Genomic DNA, 16,880 nt, shown 5'->3' with positions numbered 1-16,880 from the left:
GTTGCTGTTCAAGAATAAAAATAAGCTGACGGCACTGTCGCGACAGGTAAAAACATTTTGCGAAAAACCAGGAGACAGCATGACTTACGCAGCGTTTTATCAGGAATCGATACAAGACCCGCAAGGGTTCTGGGCCAAAGAAGCGCAGTTGATAGACTGGCACAAACCCTATGAGCAGGTGCTCGATCACAGCAAGCCGCCATTTGCCAAATGGTATGTCGGTGGCGAAACCAATCTCTGCCATAACGCTGTCGATCGCTGGCTGGCAACCCAGGCAGACCAGCCTGCGCTGATCGCCATTTCTACTGAAACCAATACCGAAAAAACTTATAGCTTTGCTGAGCTGCATGCAGAAGTGCAGCGCATGGCTGCCATCATGCTGGGTTTGGGCGTCAAGCAGGGCGACAGGGTCTTGATCTACATGCCCATGATTGCAGAAGCCGCTTTTGCCATGCTGGCCTGCGCGCGCATAGGTGCGGTGCATTCTGTTGTATTTGGTGGCTTTGCTTCCAAGAGCCTGGGCACACGCATTGATGATGCCAGGCCTGTACTGGTGGTATCGGCTGATGCAGGCATGCGTGGTGGCAAGGCTGTGCCTTATAAACCTTTATTGGATGAAGCCATCACCCTGGCTGAGCACAAACCTGCACATGTCTTGCTGGTAGATCGTAGCCTCGATACCATGCAACTGGTAGCCGGGCGTGATGTTGATTATGCGACTGCAAGAGCGCAGCATATGGATGCTCAGGTGCCTGTGACCTGGCTGGAGTCCAATGCCATGTCCTATGTCTTGTACACCTCAGGAACGACTGGCAAGCCCAAGGGCGTGCAGCGTGATGTAGGTGGTTATGCAGTGGCACTGGCTTCATCGATGAAGCATATTTTCTGCGGCAAGCCGGGTGAAACCTATTTCGCCACTTCCGACATAGGCTGGGTGGTGGGGCATTCCTACATTGTCTATGGCCCGCTGATTGCCGGTATGGCGACCATCATGTATGAAGGCACACCTATACGTCCTGATGCCGGCATCTGGTGGAGCATAGTCGAGAAATACAAGGTCACGCGCATGTTCTCGGCACCGACGGCGGTGCGTGTCTTGAAAAAGCATCCATCCGAGCTGATGCGAAAATATGATTTGTCATCACTCAAAGCCCTGTACCTGGCAGGTGAGCCGCTGGATGAAACCACGTCAAGCTGGATAGCCAATGAACTGGGTGTATCCATCATAGATAATTACTGGCAGACAGAAACTGGCTGGCCCATCCTGACCGTGGCGCGTGGTGTTGAGCATACTGCCACCCGTCTGGGCAGTCCTGGCATTGCCATGTATGGCTATGACGTACGCATCATCAATGAAAACACGGGCGCTGAATGTGCAGCCAATGAAAAAGGCGTGGTTGCCATCAAAGGGCCATTGCCGCCAGGTTGCATGCAAACCGTGTATGGCGATGACCAGCGCTTCGTCAATACTTACTGGTCCAATTTCTCCCATGAACAATTGTATTCAACTTTTGACTGGGGTATCAGGGATGCTGATGGCTATTATTTCATTCTGGGGCGTACAGATGATGTCATCAATGTTGCGGGGCACCGTCTGGGTACGCGTGAGATAGAAGAAAGCATTTCCAGCCATCCGCAAATTTCTGAAGTGGCGGTGGTGGGGGTGGAAGACAAGCTAAAAGGACAGGTGGCAGTCGCGTTTGCCATACTCAAGAATCCTGAGCTTGTGGAAACACCAGAACAAAAGCGCGCGCTGGAGGCAGAAGTCATGAGTGTGGTTGACAAGCAGCTAGGGGCAGTTGCCAGGCCATCACGCGTGCATTTTGTCAGCATGTTGCCGAAAACACGTTCTGGTAAATTGCTGCGTCGTTCCATTCAGGCGATTTGCGAAGGACGTGAAGCAGGGGATTTGACAACGATAGAAGATCCATCTTCCTTGCAGCAAATCCAGGCGGCACTGACTGCTTGAATGTTTTGAAATCGGCGAGCTAAAAAACAAAGGGAGCATTTGCTCCCTTTTGTTGCTTTGTTGCTTTGTTGCTTACATGAGCAGATTCAGAGTTGCAGCGCCGCAGCCAGGGTTTTCACTTCTTCTTCTGACTCTTCCAAAATGCTGTTGAGCGTGCCATCACCTACGACAAAATCGATTTCTGAAGAATACTGTTCCGACTCTTCAGCATAGGAATGGATATCCATGGGCGAATGCGTGGTTGCCAGTTCATTCGCCAGCAACAGTGTGTCACCCAAGGTTTCTGGTGGCATCGCGCGCAAACCAAACCAGAGAGCCTCGACTGCTTCTACCACGGCTTGAGGCAGCATCAAGCTCTTGATGACAGCCGCACCTATCTGTGACTCGGATGATTCGCGGTCTATGATGGTGTCAGAAAAGGACGGCAAATCATCGACGCTGGAATCTGGTGCTGGCTCATCACGTTCCAGCAGTGAGGGGAACTCATCAACTCGTGACAAGAGGTAAAAATTGCCCACCTCATGGACGATGCCAGCAAACATGGCAGTATCAGGGTCAAGCTTGGTGATGCGCCTGGCAATGACTTGTGACAGTGCTGCAACCTGGGCAGTGTGTTCCCAGAGCTTGTTCGTCATGGCTTGCAGTTGCTTGTTCTTGCTGCTGCCTGCCAGTTGGCGTACCACCAGCGAGGCTACCACTGCACGCAAGGTGCGGAAGCCCAGCCGACTGATGGCAGCCTTGACATTGGTAACATCGTTGCCACGGTTGTAAGCCGCAGAATTGGCAATGGCCACCATGCGGGCGGCCAGGAAGGGCTCATTCAGGACTAACTTTGTTGCAGTATCGATACTGCAATCAGGGTCATCCAGCGTTTGTTGCAGCTTCAGGGAAGCCGCAACATTCGTAGGGAAAACCAGCTCTCCCCGTTTGGCTTGTTCCGCTATGCTGTTGAGCGCATCGATTTTATTCATCGCAGGTGTCTTTTGCACAAGTTAAACAAACATTTGGCGGACGCAAACTACGCCCTACCGGTCAGCGCGGGACTTGTTCGTTGATTAACAAGTCAAATGCTGCGCCCCACTTACTAATTGCAAGTGGGAGTAACACAAAATTGTCCCAGCAAGGCGCAGCGACGAAGACAGTACTTTAGTACGGCTAGGAGCTGCAACGCAGCTGGGGCGGTTTTGCGTTACTCCAACATGAGATTTCATTCTGCTTCAGATAGTGATGCAGGTCAATCAAGCGATGGAAAATAAATCCAAACTCGCTCAATTTGTCTTTTGGCTGTCTATCCACTTGTTCACTTTGGCTTCCAATAAGGCTAGCGGCAGAGTGCCATCGCTGAGTATCACATCATGGAATTGGCGCAGGTCAAAGCGCTTGCCCAAAGCTGCGCTGGCTTTTTGCCTGAGTTCGACAATTTTCAGTGAGCCTATCTTGTAACCCAGAGCCTGGCCCGGCCAGGCCATATAGCGCTCGGTTGCCTGACGTGAGGCGGCTTCGCTATAACCCAAAGTGGTTTGCTGGTACTGGATAGCCTGTTCACGCGTCCAGCCCTTGGAATGCAAACCGGTATCCACCACCAGGCGGGTTGCACGCAAAAGTTCGTCCGTCAGGTGACCCAGATAGGCGCTAGGGTCGTTTTCGAACAGGCCCATGTCTTTGCCCAGGGTTTCAGCGTACAGGGCCCAGCCTTCGGTATAGGCATTATTACCACCGAATTTGCGGAATTTAGGGATGTCCAGTTCCTGTGATGTTGCCAAGTGGAAATGATGTCCAGGCTGGCCTTCATGCAGGTACAGGGTTTTCATGCCGGTTGTACTGTAGTCGGCAGGATTATTAATGACAGCCCAGAATACGCCCGGACGCGAGCCATCAAAGGCAGGCTGGGTGTAGTGATCAGATGCTGTCTGCCTGCTGATTTCCGGTTCGGCACGAATGTCGAGCGCCGCTTTTGGCATCTTGTTAAACAGTTCTGGCAATTTGGCCTTGACCATTTTTTCTATCTGGCGGTAGCCATCCAGCACCTCCGCCTCAGTCTTGTAAGGGCGATACTGGTTTTGCGTATCTATCCAGGCTGGCAAACCCACCGGGTCGCCGGTGTAGCCCAGTTTTGGCCCCAGGGCGACAAATTCACTTTGTATGCGCGCTACTTCTTTCAAACCCAAGGCGTGGATAGAGTCCGGGTCCAGATTGGTTGTAGTTTGGTCGCGCACCAGTGCGCGATACCAGGCGTCGCCACCTGGCACGGCACTGAAGCCACTGCTGCTGCGGCTGGCAGCCAGATAATCTTGCGACAGGAATTGATTGAACTGGCGCAAGGCAGGCAAGACTTTTGCTGTTAATACCTGCTTGTATTCCTTGCTCAGGCGTTGCTTGTCCGCCGCACTGAAATTGTCGGGGAAATTCTTGACCGGTGCAAAGTAGGCATGATCTTCCACCTTGTCGGTCACCAGTTGCGCATACTGGGGCAGGGCAGAGCTGACCAGGGCCTTGGGCAAGACGATACCGCGCTTCATGCCTTCGCGCATATTGCCAGTGGCCTGGTTTATCCATACTGGCAATTGTGCCAGGCGACGTAAAAAGACGTCGTATTGTTTAACCGTCTTCAAGGCTTGTGCACTTTGTCCCGAGGCAAAATGGGCCAGCGTGACTGGCAGGCTGTCCATTTGATTGATGGGCAGCAGGTGGCCATCAAACCTGGCCATTTCCAGGCTGGCCTTGAGTTCATAGTCCAGGCAATCATAACTGACTGCATCGGTCGCTGATAATTGTTCACGTTTGACACGCGCCAATTTGCTGGCGACATCCTTCCACATGGCGATCTGTTTTGCCCGGACCGGCGCTGACAGTGTCATAGGCAGTTTGTCATCATAACGGGTGTCACCGTTATAGGTGGCACCTATGGGGTCAAAGGCGGTTTGTTTTTCATAGTATTCATCCGCCAGCTTATTTAACTGTGGGCTCAGGTATCGACTCAGTTCAGTATTTCCTTGCTGCCCGGATTGCGCAACTGCAGCATGCTTATTTGTAGTCTTGGCAGCATCATTCGCGGCCATGACAGTGGCGCAACTGATCAAGCCAGCAGAAATAAGAACACTTGTTAATAAGCGCAACTTGAACATAAGAGTTTCCCAAAGAAGATAGAAATAAAATAGTTTGCAAGCATACCACTGTGCGTGTGCAAGTTTGCTATGACCTTAGTGAGCGTATGGCAGTTCCCATGAGCGGGATCTTCTTCGAATAAAAAATCGGTTTATCCGGCATTTTTTCATAAAGCTTTTTGAACTTTGACCGTTAAACCATTAGATCACGCATATTCCATTTGATGGTTCACCAATTCCGAAGTGCGTGCGGATGGAACTGATATCGGGCTGGCAAGCCATGCGTGGTCGCGTTCTTTTTTGTACGCGAGGGGCAGGCTCTTGCATGTGAAAGTGCATGGATCTTTGATATACGTTCCAGGTTTTTTAAATTGGCAGATCAAGGCTGGAGCGCATCATGAAAATTGCTTCCTCGGATATTTCCCTTTCTTCACAACACGCTGCCACCACGACTCTGGAAACGCAGGAAAAATTACGGACCTGGATAGGCAAGGAGCGCCCTGATTTTGAGGGCAGGAATGCCAATGGCCCTGCGAACTTGAGAAATGCATCCAGTAATGTACAAATCTCTGATGCTGGCAGGGCTGCGCAGTTTGCGCCACCTCTGCCCCCCGCAGTTCCGGCAAGCTCTGCTGCGCCAACTGATGCGGTGCAGCAAGCCAGCGATGAAGCTGAAAATGACCCGCGCATACAGCTGATCAAGTACATCATAGAACTCATGACAGGCAGGAAAATCAATTCCCTGAGTAGCGCTGATGTACAGCCAGATACCGCCGCACCCGCAACACAGGCAACGGCCCAGCCTGCTGCAGACGCTGCAGCGCAAAATGCTCCGCCAGCACAAAAAGGCTGGGGTGTAGAGATAGACAGCCATCAATCCTATACCGAGACTGAGCAGACTTCTTTCCACTCTACCGGAAAAATAGTCACAGCAGATAATAAGGAAATCAGTTTCGATTTGTCGTTTGAGCTAAGTCGCAGCTATCACGAAGAGAGTAGTAGCAGTGTGCGGCTTGGTGACGCCAAAAAAGTCGATCCACTGGTCATCAATTTTTCTGGTAACTCTGCACAATTGACGTCGCAAAAATTTGCATTTGATCTGGATGCCGATGGCAAGAAAGAAAATGTCTCTTTCGTCCAGGGTGCAGGCTTTCTGGCACTGGATAAAAACAATGATGGCAAGATCAATAATGGCAGTGAATTGTTTGGGCCGGGCACCGGGAATGGATTTTCTGAGTTGGCAGCCTATGACAGCGACGGCAATCACTGGATAGACGAAAACGATGCGATTTACCAGAAATTGAAAGTATGGACCAAGGATGGTGCCGGTCATGATCAATTACAGACTCTGAAGCAGGCCAATGTGGGGGCACTTTATCTTGGCAATGCCAGTACTGAATTCGATTTAAAAAATGCACAAAATCAATCTAACGGACAAATCCGTTCTTCTGGTGTCTGGTTAAGTGAAGATGGCAAGGCGCATAGTTTGCAGCAAGTGGATTTGTCGGTATAAATAACGGCTTGGTCAAGGCACATCAAGGCAAGTAAAAACAGCTCCACATGTGGAGCTGTTTTTGTGTGGGCAATACAAATCAATACAAATAATGCTTAAAATTCTTCCCAGTCATCATTGGTAGCAGCAGTCGGTTTCTCCATGCTGGATGTCTTCCTGGCAGGATTTTCTGTTGCTTTGGCAGGTGCCTTGCTGATTTTTAAAGGCGTAGTTGCAGCCTTGGGTGCTTTGCTTTTTGCCTTGCTGACCACTGGCGCTGCTTGATTATTCACTACCGTATCCAGCTTGAAGACACTTACCGCCTGCGCCAATGCACCTGCCTGCTCCTGCATGCTCTCGGCTGCTGCCGCCGCTTGTTCAACCAGGGCTGAGTTTTGTTGCGTCATCTCATCCATCTGGGTGATGGCAAGATTGACTTGTTCTATACCCGCACTTTGTTCCTGACTGGCTGCAGTGATTTCACTCATGATGTCGGCCACATGTTTGATGGAGGTGACAATCTCATCCATAGTCAGCCCGGCTTCATCAACCAATTTGTTACCGAGATTGACTTTTTCGACCGAGTCATCAATCAGGGTTTTGATTTCCTTGGCGGCGCTGGCGCTACGTTGTGCCAGGTTCCTGACTTCGGCTGCCACCACGGCAAAGCCACGACCTTGTTCACCAGCGCGGGCGGCTTCTACGGCGGCATTCAATGCCAGGATATTGGTCTGGAAGGCAATGCCATCAATAACGCCGATGATGTCAACGATCTTGCCCGAACTATCCTTGATGGACCCCATGGTATTGACGACCTGGCCGACGATTTGCCCACCTTTGGTAGCGACTTCGGTGGCAGAGATAGCAAGTTGATTGGCCTGGCGTGCATTGTCGGCATTTTGTTTGACGGTGGAAGTCAATTCTTCCATAGAAGAAGCGGTTTCTTCCAGTGAGCTGGCCTGCGACTCTGTCCTGTTGGACAAGTCGGCATTGCCAGAAGCGATTTCGCTGGAAGCCGTGGAGATCATGGCGGTGCTGCTATGTACCTGGGTGATGGTCATGACCAGGCTATTATTCATATCTGCCAGGGCGCTCAGCAATTGTCCGGTCTCATCGCGCGAGCGCACTTCTATGCGGCCAGTCAGATCACCATTGGCGACCTTGGTGGCGACTTTGACGGCTTCATCCAGCGGATTGGTAATTGAACGCGAAATCCATGCCGCGAAGGCCGCACTGATGATGAAGGCAATAATGCCCAGGACGATCATCAGATTGCGCGAAAACATGATGATGCTTTTAATTGCCTCGCCACTGGTGCTCATGTCATTTTTTTGTATGGCAACCAGCTTGTCTATGTCAATCAGGGATTGTTTCAAGGCAGGGAAGGTGGATTTTCCCATCATGGCAATGGCTTCATCCTTTTGATCAAGCTCGATCAAGTCACCAGTCTTGCTGAAGGCCGTCACAAAAACGGCATTGGAGGCGATTAATCTTTCGACCGCCTCTTTCTCAGTGGACGGCAGTGCCAGCTTTTTGGAGATTTCAAGCAGGGCGTTTATTTTTTTCTTGTTTGCATCAATCGCAGCATATTGAGCGGTACGGGCTTTCTGATCAGGTGTAATAAACAACTCCAGCGTGCGGCTACCATTTTCCTGTATCAGGGCAGACATTTCCAGTGCACTGATGACGCCTACCGCGTCATCTTCGAGAATGTCTCTATTCCGGTCAGCAATTTCATTCAGCCTTACCACGCTGATGACTACCATGAGCAACATGGTAAGCAAGGTCAGGCCGAAACCAAAGCTGAGACGTACCCTGATTTTAAAGTTACTGAAGTTCATGGTGAGGATTCCTGTACAGATCAGTTTTTAGGGAGACAGGCAACAGCGAAATCAGGTTTTAGCATACCTAAAATTGCGCCGTTCTGCTAAGTAAATTGCTTGTTAGTCGTTATGGTTGTCAGTTTCCTGACAAATTAGACAGACCCTTCAGGTAAAATCGTAAAATACTTGATCAAAACAGAGGAATTATGAAGCTTGCAACACTGAAGGATGGCTCCCGGGATGGGCAATTGCTGGTGGTTGCCCGTGATTTGAAGACGGCAGCGATTGCGGACGGTATCGCCCCGACCTTACAGCGTGCCCTGGATGATTGGAATTTTATCCAACCCCAGCTTGAAGAATTGTATAACCGCCTGAATTCTGGCAGGGCTGCCTATAGCTTTGAGTTTGAACCAAAAAACTGTATGGCACCCTTGCCGCGTGCATTTCAATGGGCGGATGGCTCATCCTACGTCAATCATGTAGAACTGGTGCGCAAAGCCAGGAATGCCGAAATGCCTGAGAGTTTCTGGCACGACCCTTTGATGTATCAGGGCGGCAGTGATGATTTTATTGGCCCTTGTGATGACATCGTCATGACTACTGAAGAGTGGGGCATAGACTTTGAAAGTGAAATCGCCGTCGTGACTGGCGATGTACCCATGGGTGTCAAAGTGCAGCATGCACGCGACCACATACTCCTGCTCATGCTGGTGAATGATGTGTCCCTGCGTAACCTGATACCGGCAGAGCTGGCCAAAGGCTTTGGCTTCTTCCAGTCCAAACCGGCTTCCAGCTTTTCTCCGGTTGCAGTGACGCCTGACGAATTGGGCGAAGCCTGGAAAGATGGCAAGGTCAATCTGGCATTGCGCTCCAGCATGAATGGCATGCTGGTTGGCCAGCCAAATGCCGGTGTGGACATGGTGTTTTCTTTCCCACAACTGATCACGCACCTGTGCAAGACCAGGAATGCCAGGGCAGGCACTATCATTGGTTCTGGCACGGTATCTAATAAAGATGCCAGCAAAGGTTATAGCTGCATCGCTGAAAAACGCGCGCTGGAAATGATCGCCGTTGGTGAACCAGTGACGCCATACATGAAATTTGGTGACAGCATCAAGATAGAAATGCTGGATAAGAATGGTAAATCGATTTTTGGTGCGATTGATCAAAGCGTGGTTGAGTCACATCTTTAAGCGTATTCAGTGAGTGAATGTCGTATTTGACTGTATTTTTTGGGAGTCATCGCATGTCCTTGATTTTTTCGTATTCCCTGCGTGGCGCTGTTGTCGCAGCTTTGAGTTTTGGCAGTGTTATAGCGCAGGCCCAGATCAAGGTAGGTATCAATTTGTCGACCACAGGTCCGGCAGCTGCGATCGGTGCTTCATCCAAAAATGCCATCATGTTGTGGCCGAAAGAAATTGGCGGCAAAAAGCTTGAGTATATCCTGCTTGATGATGGCAGCGACCCTGGCAATGCAGTCAAGAATGCGCGCAAGCTCATCGCTGAAGAAAAGGTCGATGTCATCGTCGGTCCGAATACCACGCCCAGTGCATTGGCCATGCTGGAAACCGTGGCAGAAAACGAGACGCCCATGATCACTCTTGCTGCATCTGCCAGCATCGTTGAACCCATGGATGCCAAACGTGCCTGGGCGTTCAAGATGCCGCAGAATGATACGCACATGACGACCATATTGACGCAACACATGGCTGACCATGGCGTCAAGACTGTTGCCTTCATCGGGTTTGCTGACGCCTATGGTGAAGGCTGGTGGCGTGAGTTTTCCAAACTGGCTGAACTGCGCCATATTAAAATCGTTGCCAATGAACGTTTTGCCCGTACCGATACCAGTGTTACAGGACAAGTCTTGAAAATGATGTCTGCCAAACCGGATGCCGTGCTCATCGCCGGTTCTGGTACGCCCGCAGTCTTGCCACAAAAAACATTGATGGAACGTGGTTATAAAGCACAGATTTACCAGACCCATGGTATCGCCAGCCAGGAATTTTTGAAGCTCGGTGGCAAGGATGTGGAAGGCACTTTATTCCCTACCGGGCCAGCAGTAGTAGCACTGCAATTACCTGAAAAGCATGCAGTCAAAAAAATCTCTACAGAGTTTGTGCGCAAGTATGAAGCAGCTTATGGAGCAGGCACAACCACACAATTTGCTGGGGACGCCTGGGGCGCATATATGTTGTTGGCGAGTGCAATTCCTGTCGCCTTGAAAACTGCGCAGCCAGGCAGCAAGGCTTTCCGGCAGGCCTTGCGCACGGCAATCGAAAACACCAAGGATTTGATTGTGCCTCAAGGCGTCATCAATATGAATGCAACTGACCATGTAGGCCTGGATCAGCGTTCACGTGTCATGGGTAAAATCCAGGGCGGGAAATTTGTGTATGCCTATGGTGGTTGAAATCCATTTGTGAATACGTGGTGTGAATACAAAGGCGCGCTCAGTTTATGCAGGACTGTGAACTGAGCGTTTTTTTTATTGCCTGCCTAACTGGAAGAAGACATTTTTTGCACCACTTTGCCCAACCGCAAAACCCAGGTAGATAGGGCCGATAAAACTGTTGAACCCTGCAAACAGGCTGGCGCTCTTGCGCAGGGACTTGAATGAAATGTCTTCCCCCTTGTTCCAGACATTGCCCGCTTCCAGCGAAGTACCAAGGAACAGGCTTTGTCCCGCCAGATCAAACTTCACTGCACGCAGCAAATACGTCACGCTGCCATACACCATAAAGTCCCCAGTGAACTGGTCGGGCTGGTAGGCAGATAACTGCTGGAAGCCACCCAGGGTAGAACCTATGCCGCGTACATCTGTGCCTTTCTGGAACAGGCCTGCAGCATTCAGCTTCAGGTTGATGCTGTGGTTATTGATGCTATTTGCCCAGGTAGTATTGATCGCCACTTCCTGAAAATTCTTACGGGTATCGCTGGTGCCCAGAAAAGCGCTGGCGTCGACTTTATAGCCATAGCGCGGGAAGCTGGCATCACTGAGCTGGTCTATGACTACTGCTGACTTCAGGCCAAACTGTTGCAAGTCTGCACTGGGCAGGGATTCGACTTTCGTGCTGCCATCTTCATTCAATAGCAAGAAGCCGCCTATCTTGGGGCGCACGCGGTAGTGATTGAAATTCAAACCCAGTTTGGCCTCGCCGAGTGTGCTTTGTTCCCCTATGCGGAAACCCAGATCCAGCCCCAGTTTGTCGCTGCGGAAATTGTATTCGGCAATACGGGTATTGCCGCTATACAGGTTCCTGGTGTTCTGGCCTATTTCTGCAAATGGTGCGAGATACATGCCTTCACGTTCAAACAGGGGTTGGCGCAATTCGGTGTGATATTTGATGCTGTTGCCAAATTCCAGGTCATTACGCCATTCCAGGCCACCATCTGTCAGCCAGGGGCGGCGGTGGCCGACTTGCAGCTTGAAGCCGCCAGCACCTTCAAAACCGCTGGACAGGGCCAGGCCAAAGCGCAGGAAATGCGGGCCCCAGTTGCGGCCATGGGCGTTTACCCGTATGCCATATTCACCATCACGCTCAACCAGTTCATGGTTGACGCTATCAAACTCGCGGGCATTATTCAGTATGCTCAGTTTGCGGTTGATGTCTTCGGCCTTGTATTCAGTACCCATGGATATATTTAACTGGCGACGTATATCGCTCTCAGGCACGGCACCATTGGTGACGATGTCAATAAACTGGATTTTAATCGGTGGTAATTGCGGGTTCAGGCGTATTTCATGCCTGATGGCATACATTTCTGGTGACAGACTCAAGGCAAGCAGCTTGGCATCCAGTTCATGGGTAGCTTTTTCACCTATCTTGACGGCTTCTTTCGATCTGGCGAAATCCATGAAAGTGATGTTGCCAAGAGCAGGTTCTATCAATACATCATTTGGGCCCAGCAGCGCTTTTTGTGCTTCCACATTTTGCTCAGTCAGAATGTTCACCATTTGCTGGCTGACATTGAACAGAGTCAGCAACTGGTCGCGCGGCATCAAGGGCGTGCCTATGTTGACGGCGATCACCACGTCTGCACCCATCTGCCTGGCGATATCCACGGGCAGGTTTTTGACCAGGCCGCCGTCGGACAATAATTTGCCATCTATCTCTACAGGTGCAAACACGCCTGGCGCTGCCATGCTGGCGCGTATGGCTTTATGCAAGGGGCCTTTGGTAAAGATCACCATCTTGCCGGTTTCCATATCCGTTGCCAGTGTACGGAAAGGAATAGGCAGACGGTCAAAATCGATGTCGGGTTGTAAGTGCGCCGTCCAGTTTTGCAAAATTTCCAGAAACTGGCTGGCCTGCACTACGCCTGCGGGCAGGCGCACGCCATTGGCACTCAGGCCCAGTGTGGCACCGAGGGGGTATTGTTCATCTTCTTCCCTGACGCTTTGCGGCAGGTAACGCCTTTCTACTCTGTCCAGCGCAATGTCGTTAAGCTTCAATGCATCCAGCCGTTTTTCAATTTCACTGGCAGAAAAACCAGCAGCATATAATCCACCGACCACCGCACCCATACTGGTGCCAGCAATGCAATCTATGGGGACGTGTAGTTCTTCCAGGACCTTGAGCACCCCGACATGGGCAAAGCCGCGCGCACCACCGCCAGACAAGGCCAGGCAAATCCTGGGTTTTTTTGCTTGTTCTCCTGGTACTGTAATACTTTCTGCCAAGGCAAGAGATGGTGTCAACAAGTAGCCTAAAAGACTAATAAAGATAGTAATAACTACCGGAAATAATGATTTGTACATGTTGTAATTGGTGGAAACATGGAATTCTTGGCTCAGGGTCTATATACTAGCGCATGCATATAAAACGATGCTAACCTAGGTCTAATTGCATAAGAACGTGTTTACGATCTGTAGCGAGCGAGTGTCAGCGGGGTGAAGAGCCGCGCAAAAAGCGGAATGTACTTAAGTACATGAGCATTTTGAGCAGCACATGATCCCCGATCACGCTCGCGCAGTAAGATCGCAAACAGGTTCTACGAGATTATCCTCGCCTTTACAAAAAAACTACCCATGAACCTACATCAATTGCGCTTTGTACGCGAAGCTGTAAGACAGAATTTTAATCTGACTGAGGCTGCCAAGGCCTTATTTACATCGCAACCCGGTGTTTCCAAGGCAATTATTGAGCTTGAAGAGGAGTTGGGCGTCGATATTTTTACCCGCCATGGCAAACGCATACGTGGCCTCACTGAGCCGGGTAGGGCGGTGTTGAAGTCAGTTGAACTGATTATGCAAGAAATTGACGGGCTTAAACGCATAGGCAAGGAATTCGCGGCACAGGACAGTGGCAGCTTCACCATTGCCACTACCCACACCCAGGCGCGCTATGCATTGCCCAAGGTGGTACAGGCCTTCATGCAAAAATACCCCAAGGTGCGTTTATCCCTGTTGCAGGGTAACCCAAAACAAATTGCTGAAATGGTCATGCGTGACCAGGCAGATATTGCGATTGCGACCGAAGCTATTGCAGGCTTTGATGGCTTGATCTCTTTGCCATGTTATCAATGGGAGCATGTCGTTGTTGTACCAGTTGAACATCCCTTATTGAAGTTGAAGAATGTCAGCCTGGAAGAAATTGCCAATTACTCATTGATTACCTATGATGCAGCCTTTGCTGGCCGCAGCAAGATAGACCATGCCTTCCAGATACGGAATCTGAAGCCGGATATCTTGCTCGAAGCTATCGATGCCGACGTTATCAAGACTTATGTAGAACTGGGCATGGGAGTGGGTATTATTGCCGGCATGGCCTTTGATGCCGAGCGCGACAAGAATTTGCGCGCCATACCAGTAGGCCAATTGTTTGGCATGAATATTTCGCGGGTCGCGATCAAGCAGGGAGCTTATCTGCGCAGCTATATCTATACCTTTATTGAGTTACTGAATCCTACCCTGAACCGTAAAATGATAGACAATGTCATGCAGGGCAATAAGGATACTTACGATTTATGAGCATGCGGGCACTGAGTAGCTGGCCAGCAGAGCAACGCAGGCAGGTACGCGGCATATTGACGGATATTGATGATACCTTCAGCAGCCATGGCAAGCTGACAGTGGATGCTCTGGCTGCTCTGGGCCGTGCAAAAACTGCAGGTCTGCAGCGCATCGCTGTAACAGGGCGGCCCACCTACTGGACTTTGCCCTTATTAAGGCTATGTGATTTTGATGCCATCATTGCTGAAAACGGCGCAAGTGCTTTCTGGATTGATGCAGAGGGCAGGCAACAAGCCATATATTATGCCGATGCTGAAACCAGGCTGCAACACAGGCAGCGCTTGCTGGATTTTGCTGACATCATGCGCAAGCATTTTCCGGACGTATTACCCGCAGCTGATGCAGCACAACGCATAGGTGATCTGGCTTTTGATATTGCGGAAAATATTCCTGCGATACCGCTGTCACAATTGAATGAAGTCGTGGCCCTGATACGTGAACATGGTTTGTATGCCACCACCAGCAGCATCCATGCGCATGCCTCAGTTGCACCCTTCAGCAAGCAAAGCATGAGCCAGCGTGTGTTGCGTGAAGTATTTGGCATCGGCGATGAAGTTGCAAAAACGACTTATGTATTTATTGGTGATTCTGCCAATGATGCCAGCATGTTTGCCCATTATCCGCTCTCGGTTGGGGTGGCAAATATCTACAAATACCTGGACAGATTTGAAGCCCACCCGGCCTATGTCTGCAACGCTGAATACGGCGAGGGATTTGTAGAGCTGGTTGATTTTCTGTTGAAAGATAAAAATGAGTGAAAATAAAATGCGCGAATACTATGCGCAACGTGCCCAGACCCTGGAAAAGGTCTATCAAAAACCTGAACGCCAGCAAGATTTGCGTGAAATCCAGGGCAAAGTGCTGGAAGTATTGAAAGACCAGCGTGTGCTGGAAGTTGCCTGCGGCACAGGCTACTGGACCGAGCGTTTTGCCCCTGTGGCAACGAGCGTCGTGGCAACTGACTATTGCCAGCCCATGCTGGATGTGGCGCAAACTAAATCTTATCCAGAAGGCAAAGTCCAGTTTAGTCTGGCTGACTTGCATGATTTGCCAGCAGCAACGGCAGACCAGTACACGACTTGCTTCGCCGGATTTTTCTGGTCGCATGTCATGCGTGACGATCAAACCAGTCTGCTGGGGCATCTGAGCAAGGTGACAGGTAAAGGCACTACGCTGGTCCTGATCGATAATAATTATGTCGAAGGCAGCAGCACGGTGATTGCCCGCACTGATCTCGAAGGTAATACCTTCCAGTTACGCAAGCAGGAAGATGGCAGCAGGGTAGAGATACTCAAGAATTTTCCTACAGATAGTGCACTGCGCAAAAAGTTTGGTCCTGCAGTGCGTGATATCCGTATTTTCAGGAATACTTACTACTGGATGCTGACTTGCGTATTGAAGTAGATGTTGAGGAAGTGAGCTTAGGAGGACTTTCTAGTATTGTCCCTCGAAAGCCTGCCGTGATACATTGCAAGTCGTTTAAATTTTTTCTGGAGTAATTCATGGATCTGCAAGCTTGCACAGAAGCGATACGCGCTAAAGTTGGTGACGATAGTGGTTTGAATGCCACTCTGAAATTTGATTGCGGTGATGAAGGCGTTGTATTCGTCGATGCGCTGGTGACACCAAACACAGTCAGCAATGAAAATAATGAAGCTGGTTGCACGATCACGATTTCCTTGGAAAACCTGGCAGCCTTGCTGACTGGCCAATTGAATCCCATGAATGGCTTCATGATGGGCAAACTCAAGGTAACTGGCGACATGAGCGTTGCCATGCGCTTGCAGACTGTGGTGTAAATCTGGTCTGACAATCTAGCTCTAAGAACCTGTTTACGATCTGTAGCGAGCGTGCGTCAGCGGGGTGAAGAGCAGCGCAAAAAGCGGAATGTACTGCAGTACATGAGCATTTTGAGCAGCACATGAGTCCCGATCACGCATGCGCAGTAAGATTGTAATCAGGTTCTAATAAAGCGGCATTTCCTTTAACGATGGCGAGGAAATGCCGTTTTCATTTTGGATTTGCTATGTTGCTTTCCTCAAGGTATTTCCTTAAACCAGCGACATCGCACTCAAAGCCAATGCCGAAGTACCGTCTGGGTACAGGGCGTCATAGCAGCGTGTGCAACTGCTGCAAAACAGGTGGGAACGCTTGACGAATTTATAGCGCAGTATCAGTTGCAGTTGTACGCCGCTGCAATGGGGACAATGCTCACGCATATTACCTGCCGAGGGCGCATCCTCGGATTGAAAACCTTCTTCTAACATTACTCCTTCTATGACGTCGCGGGGATCAAGCTGCATCAGGGTAAAATCTGGTGCGCGGGCATTACGCCTTTCTGAATAACTATCTTGCTGTTGGGAAAGTAGATGTGCACTGGCTGTCATCATGTTTAGCTCCTGGAGTGACTTCTGCCGCTGCTGACAGTCAACAGGAGGGCAGACTTTCAATCTAGTAAAATTCGGGCATGAAGACA

General features: G+C 50.2%; 13 protein-coding genes. 8 read left to right on the top strand and 5 right to left on the bottom strand.

The window, feature by feature from the left end:
• The first annotated feature begins 34 nt into the window (after positions 1-34).
• Positions 35-1,969: a propionate--CoA ligase gene (locus ACO0LD_RS01815; protein WP_423004062.1), complete on the top strand. Its 1,935-nt coding sequence runs from the start codon at positions 35-37 to the stop codon at positions 1,967-1,969.
• 86 nt (positions 1,970-2,055) lie between these two features.
• Here the strand turns inward: ACO0LD_RS01815 and ACO0LD_RS01810 are convergent, their stop codons facing one another.
• Positions 2,056-2,940, bottom strand: a complete 885-nt coding sequence (locus tag ACO0LD_RS01810) for an HDOD domain-containing protein (protein ID WP_423003131.1) — start codon at positions 2,938-2,940, stop codon at positions 2,056-2,058.
• A 297-nt stretch (positions 2,941-3,237) separates the two neighbouring features.
• On the bottom strand, positions 3,238-5,094 hold the full coding sequence (locus ACO0LD_RS01805) for a DUF885 domain-containing protein (RefSeq protein ID WP_423003129.1): 1,857 nt from the start codon (positions 5,092-5,094) through the stop codon (positions 3,238-3,240).
• Between the two features lie 376 nt (positions 5,095-5,470).
• On the opposite strand from ACO0LD_RS01805, the gene ACO0LD_RS01800 reads away from it, so the two are divergent.
• Positions 5,471-6,586: a hypothetical protein gene (locus ACO0LD_RS01800; RefSeq protein WP_423003127.1), complete on the top strand. Its 1,116-nt coding sequence runs from the start codon at positions 5,471-5,473 to the stop codon at positions 6,584-6,586.
• Between the two features lie 95 nt (positions 6,587-6,681).
• On the opposite strand, the gene ACO0LD_RS01795 is transcribed toward ACO0LD_RS01800, so the two are convergent.
• Positions 6,682-8,406 (bottom strand): methyl-accepting chemotaxis protein, encoded by a 1,725-nt coding sequence (locus ACO0LD_RS01795; RefSeq protein WP_423003125.1) that lies wholly within the window; start codon positions 8,404-8,406, stop codon positions 6,682-6,684.
• Between the two features lie 188 nt (positions 8,407-8,594).
• Here ACO0LD_RS01795 and ACO0LD_RS01790 point away from each other — a divergent pair, with 188 nt between their 5' ends.
• Complete coding sequence (locus ACO0LD_RS01790; protein ID WP_423003123.1) at positions 8,595-9,581, top strand: fumarylacetoacetate hydrolase family protein; 987 nt, start codon at positions 8,595-8,597, stop codon at positions 9,579-9,581.
• A 53-nt stretch (positions 9,582-9,634) separates the two neighbouring features.
• Positions 9,635-10,801 (top strand): ABC transporter substrate-binding protein, encoded by a 1,167-nt coding sequence (locus ACO0LD_RS01785; RefSeq protein WP_423003121.1) that lies wholly within the window; start codon positions 9,635-9,637, stop codon positions 10,799-10,801.
• 75 nt (positions 10,802-10,876) lie between these two features.
• On the opposite strand, the gene ACO0LD_RS01780 is transcribed toward ACO0LD_RS01785, so the two are convergent.
• The gene (locus ACO0LD_RS01780; RefSeq protein ID WP_423003119.1) at positions 10,877-13,090 is read right to left on the bottom strand and encodes a patatin-like phospholipase family protein; all 2,214 of its coding nucleotides are present in this window, start codon (positions 13,088-13,090) and stop codon (positions 10,877-10,879) included.
• A gap of 330 nt (positions 13,091-13,420) precedes the next feature.
• Here ACO0LD_RS01780 and ACO0LD_RS01775 point away from each other — a divergent pair, with 330 nt between their 5' ends.
• The 4 genes from ACO0LD_RS01775 to ACO0LD_RS01760 all read left to right on the top strand — a co-directional run bounded on the left by ACO0LD_RS01775 (position 13,421) and on the right by ACO0LD_RS01760 (position 16,203).
• A complete protein-coding gene (locus tag ACO0LD_RS01775; RefSeq protein WP_423003117.1) occupies positions 13,421-14,362 on the top strand; it encodes a CysB family HTH-type transcriptional regulator in 942 nt (313 codons plus the stop codon).
• Positions 14,359-15,162 carry an HAD family hydrolase gene (locus ACO0LD_RS01770; protein ID WP_423003115.1) on the top strand — a complete coding sequence of 268 codons (804 nt, stop codon included), beginning with the start codon at positions 14,359-14,361 and terminating at the stop codon, positions 15,160-15,162. Before ACO0LD_RS01775 ends, ACO0LD_RS01770 begins: the two co-directional genes overlap by 4 nt.
• Complete coding sequence (locus ACO0LD_RS01765) at positions 15,155-15,808, top strand: class I SAM-dependent methyltransferase (RefSeq protein WP_423003113.1); 654 nt, start codon at positions 15,155-15,157, stop codon at positions 15,806-15,808. Before ACO0LD_RS01770 ends, ACO0LD_RS01765 begins: the two co-directional genes overlap by 8 nt.
• Positions 15,809-15,906: 98 nt before the next feature.
• Complete coding sequence (locus ACO0LD_RS01760) at positions 15,907-16,203, top strand: SCP2 sterol-binding domain-containing protein (protein WP_186951940.1); 297 nt, start codon at positions 15,907-15,909, stop codon at positions 16,201-16,203.
• Positions 16,204-16,455: 252 nt separating this feature from the next.
• Here ACO0LD_RS01760 and ACO0LD_RS01755 read toward each other — a convergent pair whose 3' ends face one another.
• On the bottom strand, positions 16,456-16,794 hold the full coding sequence (locus tag ACO0LD_RS01755; RefSeq protein ID WP_423003111.1) for a hypothetical protein: 339 nt from the start codon (positions 16,792-16,794) through the stop codon (positions 16,456-16,458).
• Positions 16,795-16,880: the final 86 nt, after the last annotated feature.

The sequence above is a fragment of the Undibacterium sp. Ji83W genome, assembly GCF_049340385.1.
Lineage (GTDB): Bacteria > Pseudomonadota > Gammaproteobacteria > Burkholderiales > Burkholderiaceae_D > Undibacterium.
Note: the sequence above shows the minus strand (reverse complement) of the source record. Positions and strands in the feature narration are given on the sequence as shown.

Excerpts from the sequence above, each read along its gene's own strand:
- ACO0LD_RS01800 (WP_423003127.1), top strand. The coding sequence starts at position 5,471 with ATGAAAATTGCTTCCTCGGATATTTCCCTTTCTTCACAACACGCTGCC.
- ACO0LD_RS01775 (WP_423003117.1), top strand. The coding sequence starts at position 13,421 with ATGAACCTACATCAATTGCGCTTTGTACGCGAAGCTGTAAGACAGAAT.
- ACO0LD_RS01770 (WP_423003115.1), top strand. The coding sequence starts at position 14,359 with ATGAGCATGCGGGCACTGAGTAGCTGGCCAGCAGAGCAACGCAGGCAG.
- ACO0LD_RS01765 (WP_423003113.1), top strand. The coding sequence starts at position 15,155 with ATGAGTGAAAATAAAATGCGCGAATACTATGCGCAACGTGCCCAGACC.
- ACO0LD_RS01785 (WP_423003121.1), top strand. The coding sequence starts at position 9,635 with ATGTCCTTGATTTTTTCGTATTCCCTGCGTGGCGCTGTTGTCGCAGCT.
- ACO0LD_RS01805 (WP_423003129.1), bottom strand. The coding sequence starts at position 5,094 with ATGTTCAAGTTGCGCTTATTAACAAGTGTTCTTATTTCTGCTGGCTTG.
- ACO0LD_RS01755 (WP_423003111.1), bottom strand. The coding sequence starts at position 16,794 with ATGATGACAGCCAGTGCACATCTACTTTCCCAACAGCAAGATAGTTAT.
- ACO0LD_RS01790 (WP_423003123.1), top strand. The coding sequence starts at position 8,595 with ATGAAGCTTGCAACACTGAAGGATGGCTCCCGGGATGGGCAATTGCTG.
- ACO0LD_RS01810 (WP_423003131.1), bottom strand. The coding sequence starts at position 2,940 with ATGAATAAAATCGATGCGCTCAACAGCATAGCGGAACAAGCCAAACGG.
- ACO0LD_RS01795 (WP_423003125.1), bottom strand. The coding sequence starts at position 8,406 with ATGAACTTCAGTAACTTTAAAATCAGGGTACGTCTCAGCTTTGGTTTC.
- ACO0LD_RS01760 (WP_186951940.1), top strand. The coding sequence starts at position 15,907 with ATGGATCTGCAAGCTTGCACAGAAGCGATACGCGCTAAAGTTGGTGAC.